General features: G+C 35.5%; 12 protein-coding genes. 5 read left to right on the top strand and 7 right to left on the bottom strand.

Going from position 1 to position 13,578, the window contains the following annotated elements; genetic code table 11:
* Nucleotides 1-1,278 (top strand): hypothetical protein (locus tag Arg41_RS01650; protein ID WP_172792650.1); only part of this gene is annotated, 1,278 nt, incomplete at its 5' end.
* A gap of 1,340 nt (nt 1,279-2,618) precedes the next feature.
* Here Arg41_RS01650 and Arg41_RS07840 read toward each other — a convergent pair.
* Entirely contained in the window at nt 2,619-2,786 is a 168-nt protein-coding gene (locus Arg41_RS07840) for a hypothetical protein (protein ID WP_242641370.1), read from the bottom strand.
* 496 nt (nt 2,787-3,282) lie between these two features.
* Here Arg41_RS07840 and Arg41_RS01645 point away from each other — a divergent pair, with 496 nt between their 5' ends.
* On the top strand, nt 3,283-3,930 hold the full coding sequence (locus Arg41_RS01645; protein ID WP_092486661.1) for a hypothetical protein: 648 nt from the start codon (nt 3,283-3,285) through the stop codon (nt 3,928-3,930).
* Nucleotides 3,931-4,616: 686 nt separating this feature from the next.
* Nucleotides 4,617-5,021 carry a hypothetical protein gene (locus Arg41_RS01640; RefSeq protein WP_092486664.1) on the top strand — a complete coding sequence of 135 codons (405 nt, stop codon included), beginning with the start codon at nt 4,617-4,619 and terminating at the stop codon, nt 5,019-5,021.
* 405 nt (nt 5,022-5,426) lie between these two features.
* Here Arg41_RS01640 and Arg41_RS01635 read toward each other — a convergent pair whose 3' ends face one another.
* Nucleotides 5,427-6,407, bottom strand: a complete 981-nt coding sequence (locus tag Arg41_RS01635; RefSeq protein WP_172792649.1) for a hypothetical protein — start codon at nt 6,405-6,407, stop codon at nt 5,427-5,429.
* 344 nt (nt 6,408-6,751) lie between these two features.
* Between Arg41_RS01635 and Arg41_RS07835 the strand changes: the two genes are divergently transcribed.
* Entirely contained in the window at nt 6,752-6,937 is a 186-nt protein-coding gene (locus Arg41_RS07835) for a hypothetical protein (RefSeq protein WP_242641369.1), read from the top strand.
* Nucleotides 6,938-7,182: 245 nt separating this feature from the next.
* Here the strand turns inward: Arg41_RS07835 and Arg41_RS08115 are convergent, their stop codons facing one another.
* The 4 genes from Arg41_RS08115 to Arg41_RS01620 form a co-directional block, all read right to left on the bottom strand.
* Nucleotides 7,183-7,371, bottom strand: coding sequence for a hypothetical protein (locus Arg41_RS08115; protein WP_242641368.1), 189 nt, complete (start codon nt 7,369-7,371; stop codon nt 7,183-7,185).
* Between the two features lie 9 nt (nt 7,372-7,380).
* A complete protein-coding gene (locus tag Arg41_RS01630) occupies nt 7,381-7,875 on the bottom strand; it encodes a hypothetical protein (RefSeq protein WP_092486667.1) in 495 nt (164 codons plus the stop codon).
* Nucleotides 7,876-8,396: 521 nt separating this feature from the next.
* The gene (locus Arg41_RS01625; protein ID WP_092342753.1) at nt 8,397-8,846 is read right to left on the bottom strand and encodes a hypothetical protein; all 450 of its coding nucleotides are present in this window, start codon (nt 8,844-8,846) and stop codon (nt 8,397-8,399) included.
* Nucleotides 8,847-9,070: 224 nt separating this feature from the next.
* Nucleotides 9,071-9,931, bottom strand: coding sequence for a hypothetical protein (locus Arg41_RS01620; RefSeq protein ID WP_092342754.1), 861 nt, complete (start codon nt 9,929-9,931; stop codon nt 9,071-9,073).
* A gap of 380 nt (nt 9,932-10,311) precedes the next feature.
* On the opposite strand from Arg41_RS01620, the gene Arg41_RS08305 reads away from it, so the two are divergent.
* The gene (locus Arg41_RS08305) at nt 10,312-10,503 is read left to right on the top strand and encodes a hypothetical protein (protein WP_141663168.1); all 192 of its coding nucleotides are present in this window, start codon (nt 10,312-10,314) and stop codon (nt 10,501-10,503) included.
* 1,135 nt (nt 10,504-11,638) lie between these two features.
* Here Arg41_RS08305 and Arg41_RS01615 read toward each other — a convergent pair.
* Nucleotides 11,639-12,103: a hypothetical protein gene (locus tag Arg41_RS01615; RefSeq protein ID WP_092342760.1), complete on the bottom strand. Its 465-nt coding sequence runs from the start codon at nt 12,101-12,103 to the stop codon at nt 11,639-11,641.
* Nucleotides 12,104-13,578 lie beyond the last annotated feature (1,475 nt).

Below are 13,578 nucleotides of genomic sequence, written 5' to 3'. Positions count from 1 at the left end.
GGTGAAATTGCACCTCCTTTGAATAATGATCAATCACCATCTTCTCGTGCTGTCATTTTACCTTCTCTGGTGGCTGATAGTAGCAGTGAAAATATGTCATCACTTATTAGAAGGAGAGGGAGTTATTTTAATGCATACGATGAATCGAGGTTGCGTCAACAAATGGCAGCTGGGGGTGCGCGTATATTTGATTTTGGTAGTTTGCATTGTGACACAGTGTTAGAGGGTAGTTTGGCGCAGCCTACCTTGCAATCAATGGCTGCTGCTTTGGAATCTGTGAGCTCAGCTCGATATCTAGGGGCACATTGTCGTTCACTGATTGTTACTTCCATCCTAGATGCAGGTGATGGAATTATGCATCTGTCTGGGAAAATTATGATGAAGATGGGGCTCGAGTATAGGAGGCGTAATATATCATTTAGAGTGAGGGTGATTTCATTTGGACTTCTTACCCATATTTCTAGGGTTGGTAATGCAAGGTGTTGTATTATGTCGCCATGTTTTTTTACTTGGGGGGCATGCGTTGTTGTTAATTCGACACTGTTCTTTTTGTTCGGTAGATCAGTGCATTACTTATGCAATGTACCAGGAGTTGGTTCTTTGCCGATGGCTTTGTGTGCCTTGATTGCTATGATGGTATGTCTCCCTTCCGGTTTTTTATTAGTTGCGGCTATTCGTAATGATTATATGAGTAAATTATTTGCTGGTGATAACATTATGTCGTTTTGGCATAAATTTCGATCGATTATCACTGATTTATCTGCAGATTCTATTTTTCCAGTAACTTTAAAGTATAAGTTGCAGGAAGTGGTTGAGGAAGTGACTGCTCTTTCACCTCCTCCGTACATGAATTCGGATTTTTCTCCACCGGCTTATGTAGAGGTGGCGGAAGTGCAACCTCATCCTTTAGATGATGAAAGGCCACTATTTCTTTCTTTTGAGTTGTTGAGGGTGGATGCAGGAGTTATGAATATGGTATTTAGTGCTGCTTCCAGCAGTACAGTTAATCGATATAGGATGAGAATAGGGTATGATTTCAATCAATCAGGTTGCACTTTTTTACCGAGATGTGTAGGTAATTGTTTTTTTTATAGATACTTTTGTTTGATGATGTCATTTTTTTTCTCAGGAATGGTTTCGGGATTTTTTGGTGGGTTAGAAATTGTCAGTGACTGGTTAGGCATGTTTTATTTGATGTGCTCTCTGTTATCTGTCTTTATTTTAGGTGCTGCTGCTGGATTTAGCTATAAACCAAGTAGGATTGGAGGTAACAGATAGTAATTTAATACTTTGCTAATCAGAGGTTGCTAACAATTCATTAGCGGGATATACAATGTAAAGGGGATGTTTTTATTATTGCCCTCAGTATATTTTCTTGTGAAAATAAGCTCCACAATAGGCTACGGTATTTGTTGCAATCTGTATAAATAATTAGCGCGATGTTTTGTTCGAAGATCAATCCCGCCGTTCTATTTATGTTTTGTCGTGTGTAAAATAGATTGCTTGATAAGTATGCTATTGATTTAATATCATGTAACTTTTTCTACATTATCATTATACGTAATTTTCATATAGATTTGGTTTGCAATTTTTCAGTTGCAATTAATACGATATTTATTATCGTTGTGGCGATGAATAATTTATGATAATTGCACAGACAGCAACTAACTCTCTTATAATTGGAAGTTAGAGTTTTGTTGGGTGATTGTTATCCGTGTTGAGTTATTAGTACAGGTAGTTTTTGCGTCAATTGATATCTTAGCTTTAGAATTAAGTGATAGGATTGTAACATGGGCAGAAAAGATATGAATTTTGTCAGAGCATCATAATAAGAGTGTTGCCATGTAGTTATTTTTCCATTGGATGTTTGCATATCGACGTAGTAGATATATGATGGGTAAGGTGTGTTTTTGTAGCCAAGCAGAATTTATCTTTTTGCTAAGGTGTGTAGGTGTTTTTTTGTGAGTGACTTTTATTTAATTATTATAAATAATATTTTTTCTATTAGGAGTTGTTTCGCAAATTAAAGATTAGTAGATATTAGTTTAGTAAGTTTCATCTGCCATCTGTTTCCCTCTTCATTATTCTTTCCTGATTTAGTTGAGTAACTGAACTGGTCTAGGAGGATGATTTTTAGTAATGCCAGGACATCATATTTTATCAGTGTTGTTACTAGCCATTTATCTTAAGTACATTAAATGTAGCAGTGAGGTTTTTCTTTTTGCTATAGTTGTGCATGCTTGGATGAATAAGAAGCAACATATTATGCTTATACACTATTAATTAGTAAAGAGCACGTTGTTTTGTGTGCCGATAAGCAAGGGTACGCTTATGATTTGCTAGGTGTGAAAAATTATCCACTTACCAGTAAGAGTACCATAATTTTTTCCAGATTCCCATTGACATCGTACTGCGTTTTTATCATATAAATGTATTTTTATGGTTTTCAGTTGTTTCCAATAAGATATTAGTGATTGTGACTATGAATGGTTTAGGTGGATTAAGTAAGTGTTGGTGGTGTATTAGAAACTAGAGGTCTTACCTCGGCTTTAGACTCGGGTGTTACCCTAGGGGGAGATCTTAAGGTGGATAAATGACAGGTGCAACTGGTGATGTTTTTACCGCAGATGGGGTGTTGGGGGTAAGTGATCTGGATTTTGATGGAGTAGCAAGTCAAGCGATCTTTGCTTATTGTTGTCACGTGAAATTTCTTCATTTACAGACATAGGAAGGTAGGTTGCTGTTAGCAATTTATTAATGGCATGCGGGTGTGTTTGGAGGTCCATGCATTTCTGGATTTTCTGATTTGACATCGATCTATCAAGTGCTAATCTAGTTATGATCAGCTCAGATATATGTAAGGGTAGAGACTAATGTAATAGGCATAATTTTGGCTCAGACGTCTTAGGATATAATATTCATTATACATAATAATAAAAGGTCTTTTGTGGTGATATTATCATTATCAAGTATTTAAGATATAAATTACATTGTTGCGTTACGTAATTTAATATTGGGTCAAGGGATTTTCTCATTTTATTATCCTGTTAATTAATAGTTATGCTTGTCGTTTGTTATGCTTGTCGTTTTTGCCAGAGCGGCATAATTATTCTATCCTTATGTATATAAAATTTTGTATGAAAAATTATTAATCATAATATTGTTCATATAATTTATTATGAAAATACCCTACCATCGCTCGTACGTAAGTCATGTTGGTGGGTAAATTTTGAAGTTTTTACTAATCTCTTTATTAATACTGTAATAGCAATGGGTATAACAATGAATAACTTCAACGGGTTGTGTAGGCATAGGAGTCAAAATATTACTTTGTCATTTAGAGGTCGATTGGGTGGCTTTTCGTTAAGCATTGCAGGTTCCTTCCTCTGCTCAGAGGGAGATAGTTTAGAGTTTGATATCATCTGCCTGAGATCGAATGAGGGTACTACGAGATTTTCTGGTAGGTCAATGCTTGTTACTATTGAGGAAGAGGTTAGTGAAGATGATACAGAGGCGGGGGATCTGAATTTTTGCGAACCATTAGAAGCAAGTAGGAATCAGTCGTCATTTTGTGATTTTTCAGGTGTATGTCCTAATCCCCCTCCTTATGTGGATTATGGCTCTGCTCCACCTTCCTACGAAGATTATGCATCTGATTGTCCTCCTCCTTATGAGCACCGCGGGTCTTATTCTCCTCCTGCATTTCGCAGAGATGCTGTTATTTGGTTACCCTCCTCGTCTAGGTTGATGGTGGCAACTGTGCTGGGTGATTATATGAGACAAAGAGGGTGTAATAGGTTGCAAAGTTGTGGTTTATTTCAGCAGAGCTGTAATCTAGATAGGTGTTGTTCTACCGAAGTTTCATCCGATCGGAATGTGAACGGTTTTCTTGATATTGATTTGTTTGCTTTGTATGAATTGTTACGGTAATTATTTTTGGTTTGGGTTTTCAGTGACTCTTGTTTTGTGGCCCCAGTATTTTGTTTTATTCTAGGTGCAAGTAGTCTTGCTATGTGGTGTGGGTTTCGTGTTGCGCAGAGTTTTTTATTGTGATTGCAGTAGTTAAGTAAAAATTTTGACGAGGTTTATGACCCAGTTGTTTCCGTTGAAGTGGAGGCTGGTTTTCTATCACATGTAACATAGAGCTAGAATGATTTGCAGAAATAGAATCAATGCAAATATTTTTTACATTGAGTTTTTAGAGACTTTCTGCTGAGGGTCCAATATATGTGTTTGCAGTTTGGTCTACTGATTTTAGTAGTTGCGATTAATGAGGGTTGCATTATTTCTTTTATCTAGTGAGTTGCGATAGTCCTTAGTGTTGTTCCAATTTAATTATTTAATCCCAGCATAAAAGTATTTACGTACAATGCTATTAGCGGACCCATAATAAATCAGCTAAGTTTTTATTTTTATTATGCAGGTATAAAATACCTGTGTGTCTGTGGTTACAAACCGTTATTGTTATACAGTTGTGGTATGTCATATATGAAATAAGTACACACTTTTAAATAAGGTATATTAATATTTTTTGTTGTAGTTTGTGTATGAAAAATGTTAAATGACAAAAAATATTTATTTATATGATTCATTATGATTATATATTAGGATATCAAGTGCGTGGATGTTGTAATGATTTTTCTATGCAGTTTATTCCTATGCGGGTGTTGGGTAGTGGTGTTTCTGAAAGGGATGGTGACGTTACCGATGTGGGAGGTGTTGTTCGTATAAAAACTTATGGGAATGGCGATTGCCAGGGTGAAGAGGATAATCTTCAAATGCACAGAATGTACAGATTGTCTTTGCAAAGTGAAGAGAAAGAAGTGCCTGTGGTATCTAAGAGCAAAAGAGATTTGCGTCTATTATTTTCTGTTTCTGCTATAGTTTGTTCTGTTGCTGTAATTGTTGTTGTATTTTCTTCTATAATAGGAGCTCTTCCTTTGCTTTTGCTATACGTACTTGTTGTGATTTTTAATATATTTCCTATAGGGTCGTTTTTGCAAAAGCTTGTAACTGAATAAAAGTACTGTTTTATTGCAATAAGATGTGCTTTTGTCAAATTCAACTGATTTTGTTGTTATGTTGTCATTGTTGGAATTTTCACTTCATGGAGTTAACTAGGTCCTTTTGCGGCTTTTTGATTTTTTTGGTATATGCTGTTTCCATTTTCTAGCTAGTATTGTTGGCGCATCCAGATCTTGGGTGTGTGCATATTGCCTATTGGTCCGGAGTCTAAGTTAATTTTTCCATTTATACAAATTGTAATACGATGATGTGTGTGCTGTTTATGTTGTTATTTTTATTGCACGTAAACTGCAATGAGGGCGTTTTTACTCGTTACTGATTTCAAGGTTATTTATATAAAAATATTACCTTAGTGTCCTATAAACTCCGACCAACACTTTATTTTATATGCAATATGAATGTTATCCAGAGTTCGGCATCTCTTCTTCTATGAGCATTGCATAGTAGTTCTTGACGTTATCAATAGTGGCTTCCAACTTTAAGAAGGTTTTCAATTCTGTTTTGTGTGCGCCAATGAGTGATAGAGAAGGAGAACGACCATAATCATATTTTATAAGTGGTTCTATTTTTACTGGATGAAATTGTTCGCAACATATGCAATTTTTTTCGGCCTTTGGTGAGTCAACGGTGACCATGTATGTACTTCTATCACTGGGAATAGTGGCATCTTGTGGATAGACTCCCAGTATTACCGAAGTGCTTAATCTAGGAGTTCTACGTATGTTAACAATTGACATAATGGGTAAATTATTAGAATGATATTGTGATAGCATTTTTATGAATACCTGAGGTGGGTTTGTATTGCTACGAGATGAAGTAGGCATAACATTTGTTAAATTTGAAGTACGAGCTGTAGCAGATGGTCGATGCGGTCTAACAATCATTACATACTGATTTTTATCATTTCCAATACTAGCTTCCAACTTTATAAAAGTTTTTAATCTTATGCGTTTTACTCCAATAAGCGATGCAGATGGGGAACAGTCATACGGATATGTTAGGATGGGCATAATGTTTGCTGATGGCAATGTTCCATTATGCTCAACGGCTGATCTGATAGTTTTTGTTGATTTAACAACAATCATATATATACTTCTGTCACTTGGAACCATGTAATTCTTAGGAGCTATTTCCAGCTTTACTACAGTGCTTACAAAACTACTTGATTTTGAAATTTCTTCTCTTACGTCAATTATTGACATAAGAGGTGAGTTGCCACAATTATGTTGTGTAAGTAGTTTAAGAGATACTCTGTGCAATTCATTGTCACCTGAAGGTGTAGTTGTGTCGGTAGCTGAGTTTGATGTAGGCTCTGTATATATTGCTTCTGTGTTATGTGGATAAACATTCATCAAAAAATCTTTCGTTGATAACAGATGCATAATGAAGTTAGACTACATATATGCACTACAGAGGGAGAAGGAAAATAATATCTCAAGATATGGTAATTATTAGCGACAATTATTACTAACTTATTGTTTTATCATAAAATAATAATTACCAAGGTTCCTCTAAATTTATCATGGTAAATTGCAGTATATGCGGTCCTAGTCACAAATATTTTGTTGGTAAATATAGTTGTTGCTATTGCTATATTTAGGTGAGAGTTAGTTTGTGAGAACATCGTAGTTCACTCTATAAAATTTATTTATTGATGCTACCACAAGTCAAGTATCAGCATACTACAATCTCTCGTTTCAAAAGACAAACTATTCCCAGCCAAAAGATGGGGCGTAAGTTTAAGATTTGTGTATGTTTGGTGTTCTTCTACGAATGTTGTGGGATGTTGATTTTTGATGATATTTTGACTTCAGCGTCTACTAATGTTATCAAAGTTTTTGATCATATTTTTTCTTTTCGATATGTGACAAAGAGGGACTTAGATCGGCAGTTAAATTTCTTGATGCCATAACATAAGGACAGGGGGGTATCTAATGTAATGATATTTCGATCTTTGGGTTGAACTTTCAGGTTATTAATCTTATAGATTTGTAATATTTTTTCCTGCAGATTATTTACCCGTAACTCTAACTTTGTGTTGCTACGTAGTGCTTGTTCATTACGATATGGCACGGATTAAGTAAGCTACTCTGATCCAAAAAGATAATTAGTTTTTGACCCAGAAATATTTCCTTATGGTATCGCAATCTTATTCCGCTAAACTTCTGAACCGAAACCTGTAGCTGGAAATAACTTCGGCGTTTTAGTATCAATTTCTGATATTATGCGGTTGGTTTTTGCGCTAATACAATCAACAAAGCAGGCAGACCGTGCCAGGATAACATTTTGTAGAACCACGAGGCAATTTTTTTCACTCATCGTATCATGATGCGTCGATGTATCCAAGCTTAGAAACTATGCTGAGGGACTAGTCTGGGGCTGTTCTTCAACGACCATCACGTACTGACTCTTCATGCTTCCAACTGAGGCTTCTAATTGTATCGAGGTTTTCACTTTTGTTCCGCTTATCTTGATGACGGACATAGAAGGAGATCGACCAGAAGTATATTTTGAAAGGTCTAAAATATCAACTATTGGACATGTGTTAGATTCTGCATCTAGCACAGGGTTAACAAGAATCATGTATATGCTTTTATCACTTCGAATGTCAGGATTTTCATTTTTAGGAGCAACTTTCAGTGTTATCAAAGTCCTTAATTGTTTGGCTTCGCGTATGTCGATAATTGATAATATAGGTGAGTCGTTAGATTCAAGTTGTGAGATTGATTCCAGAGATACGTTAGGAAGATTGGTACCAACACGACGCGGGCCAGTAGTTTTGTCATTTGATACTACAGGGTCAGAAGTTACAGATACTCCTGCATCAGAACTACATTGAGAAACATTCATGACTCTAATCCTTTATAATAAAGTATGAGCTGATAACCTAGCAAGGTTCATGCTCTTCAAGTACTAGATAATGATACATACTGTACTGAGTAGGGGTATAGTAAGATATTATCGCAATGTGCTAACTATTAAACGGTATATTTTTATGCTGGGAGGAAATAGTTGTTAATCACTTTAGTTATAGGCCAATTTAATGTGTATTACGTGAGTTTGATCCGATAAAGAATTTATTTTTGTTAGCGTACTTACTTGTTGGTAACCTCACTGGTTAATTATTAATATAAAGCACGGATAATTTAATCCATCATAATTTGTTTAGTTAAAGTGTTTTTAATGGTGTTTGGTACCCCCCCTTGTCGCATTTTTGACGCCCAAGTCCGCAGCAAGTCGTAATTTATGTGCTTTCAATATTATCTCCTAACTTTATCAAAGGTTTCAGTACTATTTATTTTCTCCACAGAAACTAGAGGCACATGTGTCTCTTTCCTAAATCCTAAAATTTTTGCCATTACAGATTTAAGTTAAGGACTAGGTTCGTCATCATGAGAGATGCTGAGTCCAATTATTGCAGAGAAAAAAGATAAAAACGAAGCTATTAAAATGAAGACACAAGACAAAATCACACGCTCACATAATATTCTTCGTTGACATGAATGTTCCTGAACCTCTCCTAAGTTATTGTCCTGAAATTGATCGATGGGTTCTAGATGCATCTGTTGTGATTGTTCATCACAGTATGGATATGGTATGTAATCGTATAGGGGAGCAATGTAGTATGGAGGGGGGGCGTCATCATACGGTGGTGGGGGAGTATTATCAGGAGGAGGAAGTTCACTGTACGGAGGAGGAAGGGGTGTTTGTACTTCAGTTGGCATTAAGATAGTTTGATCATCGAACATGGAAACTGATGCATCAGCTAATGGTTCTTCTGTCTCCATAGAGATGTGATGGAAAAAAGGAATAACATTCATAAACAATACTCCATCAAAAAGATAAAAAACGAGATAAATTTTATACTTAACCGTACGTCCGACTGATGGTCGTTACATTAGTTGTTGTTGCTTCCAATTTTTCAAGGAATCACTCGCTGTTTTTATTAGAATCAACAATTACTTTCCTTAACCTAATTTACCCGCGAAAAACATATCCTTTAATATCTTGGATCTGTAAATGTCATGAAAAATTCGTCCCTCTATTACATTGTAGGGTTGGGTTTGTCTGGTCCTGAAACACTGGCTGCTATTATCATTGAAATAAAAGACAAAAGCAACACCACCAGAATGATTGCACACGACAAAAATATATGGTCGTATAACCTGCTTCGTGAGCACAAACGTGCCTGATCACCTTCTAAGCTATTGTCTTGAACGTCTGGATTATGAACCGATGGGAACACTACCATACCTTGCTGATCCAGTTCTGCATCGTACCACTGCGGATAATAATAAGCAGTCATAGGTCCACTTCCAGGGTAATTATCTGAGTAAGCAGGAGGTGGATAATCAGGTATGTTTGATTCTTCCTGGTTTGGTATTATTTCTATCGTATTAGTATCCTCTATGGTGCTAGTAGTTGCTACAGCGTCGTTATTACTAGTGGAGTTGATGGATGCAACACCTTCATCAAGAGAACTGGATATTACATTTTGTTCATCATCCTGATTCTCAGTAGGATTCGGTTGGTTGAGGTTATCACATTCATCTGCTGCATTATTGTAATGATCATTACTCTCCTGTATTTCGTTGGGATTACAATCGGATGGGGTTTCTATCTGGAGAATTAACGTCACGATAATAAATGTGCTTCCTAGACGGTTTCCACTTAATGAGTAGTTGTTATTTGTAACGATGTTGTTGGTGCAATCGTTGTTGGTTTCTCCCGAGAGTGTGATCATGTGATGGTGTTGATTTACAAGGTGTAACGATGAGGTTTCTTCCCTATTGTTAATTAATGGACAGTCTTCAGTATTACCTGTTTGTTGTATGCTTATGGCATTATCATCAGGGCCAATACTGCCAACATACATTTCCAAATTGGAAGAAGTAATGTTTTGCATATAATGTCTACACGCTATTTAATGCATTGCATAGTAATAAATTTGTGAGGTGAATACTATGAATTAAGTTATGATTTAAGAATATATTTTATTATGTAGTGGAGGTTGTGAGACGTGCTATTACTAAAGTGATAGTTCAGTGTTGTAGACGAGATCAGTATGTATGAGATGCAAATTGTTACTATATTTGTGATTGCTACTACGTTGTTGTACGTTGCTGATATGATGATTAGGTGAGATATAAAAAAATAAAATAACTTTTTTGCAATTTTTCTGAGACAGGTTCGTAGTTTGCCAGATAGATTTATTGCTCGTGACGGTTATGTTAGTGGTGTTTTATTAGATTTAGACCAATAATCACTGATTAATTGGTAGTTATTATGAGTAACAAAGCTCAGACCATATTAATAGAGTTATATTCGTCGATTGCCCTAAGAGTGCAGCGTAGCATTTTTTGTGGAGAAAGTTTAAGTTTGTATATTTATTGTGGAAGTAGATTTTTATACGTTTCGTATTTGTTGAGGCAGTTGCCGGAATCAAGACAGGCCTGTATTCAATATATTTCCTTTTAAGGTAACTACCTTCTATAAGTATCGGCGAGTATTATTTGAATAGTTATTTCATTGCCTCCAACCAATTTGGTCTTAACCCTTTATGTGTACTTGCTTTTTCAATTTATAGTTAACCACTGCTACAGTAAATTGGTCAAGTGTAAGGTGTAATTATCTTATTCGGAATAAGTATTTTAACTTTAGCTAGAATTAAATCTGCGATCATGGATGCTAACCATAGCAACTAAATGCCAAAATAATATACTAAGTATCGCCTTTATATTTTTCGTAAAGGCATCCTGCTGCGAATCCAATGGCAAAAATTGCCAAAGATGTCTATTGTAAGTTCTCGTCACTAAATGTTACAGCGAAAAGTTAATATTCTAATTGCAAAGTAATCCGTTGCTAAATAATGATCTATGCTAATAATAATTGCATAAAGATGAGTTTAATTAGCCAAATAACATCAGTTTAGCTGAGAATTAATGACGAAAAACATTATTCTGCTTATTGTGATGTAACTCACACACAAAATATGTTTTTGTTGCTGTTGTGATAATTGTTGAATTATTTCTTTGACTATTTTTATTACTAACTTTTATTTAATTGTATACATCAGCGACGGAAGTTATCACCTTAGGGGTGTTGTTAGTGTCTTTGTCAATTAATCGGCATGCCATTTATCACAAAAACGCATCAAAGTTAATCTATCTTGATTTCAAATAATTCTTGACCAAACTATGATCTAGTTTATTTACTACTGTAATTTAAAAATCTATCATGAAAGTTATTATTTTCAAATTTGTACAACTAAATAATTATATTTCATATAAGTGGTTGTTGGTGGTACGGGTTAATGTGAGAAAAATTTGGGGGCTTTATTTGAGTTTCGTTGTTTTTTGTATCAATGAAAAATTATTTTGTTGCCGTTGAAAAAATATATATGAAACATAGCAATACTACGTTTGTCATATTAATTATATTATGACTAGTAAAAATGAGTTATTGTTGCTATAGATGGTATTTATTCGTGATCTAGATGAAGTTGTGTGTCTGTGCCTACTAATGAGGTCGCATATTTAGATATAAAAACGACATCATAATTTTTGTTGGTATTTTTTCTGCGTATATTTTTATCACTCTTTATTCGGATTACTTACGGATTTGTGTGGGTTCCGTTTAGGCTTTTACACATACCTGTCGTCGTACAAAATATCACCCCCAAGGAAAAACCAAGAAATGTAAAAGCAATGACTAACACAGCTGTAGCAATCAGGGTCTTTCTTCTGCCAGAAGGATTAAGATGATTATGTTGTCTTCTATGTACATAGCGTTGTTCGTTTAATGATATTTGTGGGACAGCAAGCTCCATAACATCATTGCTATTGGCATGTGAGTTGCTTCCACTTCTTCTCACATATGTTGTGTTAGTGAAATTAGGACCAGAATTAACTGTCTGCACTAGAAGATTAACTTGTTCTTCTCCTCCGTCTTCATTCACAGTATAGGAAACAGGAGTAGCCGCAGGGATAATGTTCATTGGAGGAAATCTTCCTTCACGGATCATCTCATTCCTTACTTCATCATACGAAGGTGGTAATTGGGTTGCTAATCGTCTCATAATATACTTCCTTATTAATTTGTTATTCCTTTACTCATATCATCTGAGAGATATTATTCCCATAAAAACTAATAGATACGCAGATATACTGATTATAACCATGCTTTTTGCAAAAACTGCAATATAATCTTATGGTTGCACTGCTGTGTGCGAGTAATTTGAGATACGATTGCTTACTTGCATAGATCATATTGATTTCATGACCGTACTTTGGACGCCTACTGCTTCCATGGAAACGTAAGCCAAAAGATGAAACGTAGTACGATGCATCATTTGTAAAAACCAGTTGATTACCCGCCGCAGGGACATTGTTTGTCTATGTTACTAGCAGGTATCGTATTTGTTGCAACTGTAAACTAAGCTATTTATGTCCGGACTAAGCACGTATCTTTGCTGATAGTCGTTGTGTTGCATAACAGGTGAGGTAACACCTCTAACACATGAGTCCATATAACCTGAATGGTGAACTATTTTTTGGTGGGTATCAATAGGTGGTAGACTTCTTAATTATGGGGGCGTACAAATTTGGTAGGTAATTCATTAATCATATCATGATACTTTAATTTTTATCCTCTTCTTGCAACTACCAACAACTACAATCATGAATTAATAATTTTTAATACAGCTTATAGGAAGATAGTTAATTAAGTGGTATTTTGTCCTTTGTGTTCATATAAGTTTTGTATCAGCGGCAGTGTGGGCAATATAGGGATCACAAAATAGATCCAAGTGACAAACGCAAAACAGTTAAGTAAAGGCAAAGATTGTTATGGCAATGATTTTAGGGGCGCTATTACGACACTGATATTTCTCTCGTTAGCAATTTTATAGCTTTTAGTTGCTATTAGATTTCATCGACCAAATCAGCGAAATAGGTATATTCAGTATCACCATAGTGATTGTCAATACTAGCGCTATTTTCTACGGTTTCTGCTTTTTCAGATGAAAAGGGTCATTTCTTGACAAACCATAGAAATAAAAAGTGATTCGTTTGGGGTTACAGCTTAGAAACGTGAAGTAGTGACGAAGAATTATCGTGCTACAACAATCTAGTTTATACCTTAAATTGCTGATCTTCAGTATTTGTTGGCGCGGATTATCTGTGTTGCTAGCCATATTTCTCCATGCTAAAGATCTGTTGCTCTGTGCGTTGACTGTTACTATAAATAATTTCTTCTTACTCGTCTTTGCTACAGATTTGCTTCCATTTTACGGTCTCTTCACCAGGCAGCACCAGAAGCAGCAGAGAGTTCTTATATTCCCGCTTCCGGTAACTTGTGGTGCAACTAGAAAGCTAGCGTCAATCGTGTATACTGTTTTCTAATTATTACTAGTCATTATCCAGCATTCCAGTCAATCCAAGCACCGAAAAAATTCCTGTTGCAATAGCAACGGTTGTTGAAACAATAGCAACTACGCAAAGAGTTTTCTTTGAAAGAGGAGGGCAACGAGAACTAGATTCACTTGTGACTATT

The sequence above is a fragment of the Candidatus Ichthyocystis hellenicum genome (assembly GCF_001460935.1).
In the GTDB taxonomy this organism is placed as follows: Bacteria; Pseudomonadota; Gammaproteobacteria; order Burkholderiales; family 2013Ark19i; genus Ichthyocystis; species Ichthyocystis hellenicum.
The sequence above is the reverse complement of the archived record's forward strand: the minus strand, read 5'-3'. Positions and strand labels throughout refer to the sequence as shown.

Coding starts and splice junctions, on each gene's coding strand:
- Arg41_RS07840 (WP_242641370.1), bottom strand. CDS start 2,786: ATGGACCTCCAAACACACCCGCATGCCATTAATAAATTGCTAACAGCA.
- Arg41_RS01645 (WP_092486661.1), top strand. CDS start 3,283: ATGAATAACTTCAACGGGTTGTGTAGGCATAGGAGTCAAAATATTACT.
- Arg41_RS01635 (WP_172792649.1), bottom strand. CDS start 6,407: ATGCATCTGTTATCAACGAAAGATTTTTTGATGAATGTTTATCCACAT.
- Arg41_RS07835 (WP_242641369.1), top strand. CDS start 6,752: ATGGGGCGTAAGTTTAAGATTTGTGTATGTTTGGTGTTCTTCTACGAA.
- Arg41_RS01630 (WP_092486667.1), bottom strand. CDS start 7,875: ATGAATGTTTCTCAATGTAGTTCTGATGCAGGAGTATCTGTAACTTCT.
- Arg41_RS01625 (WP_092342753.1), bottom strand. CDS start 8,846: ATGAATGTTATTCCTTTTTTCCATCACATCTCTATGGAGACAGAAGAA.
- Arg41_RS01620 (WP_092342754.1), bottom strand. CDS start 9,931: ATGCAAAACATTACTTCTTCCAATTTGGAAATGTATGTTGGCAGTATT.
- Arg41_RS08305 (WP_141663168.1), top strand. CDS start 10,312: ATGAGTAACAAAGCTCAGACCATATTAATAGAGTTATATTCGTCGATT.
- Arg41_RS01615 (WP_092342760.1), bottom strand. CDS start 12,103: ATGAGACGATTAGCAACCCAATTACCACCTTCGTATGATGAAGTAAGG.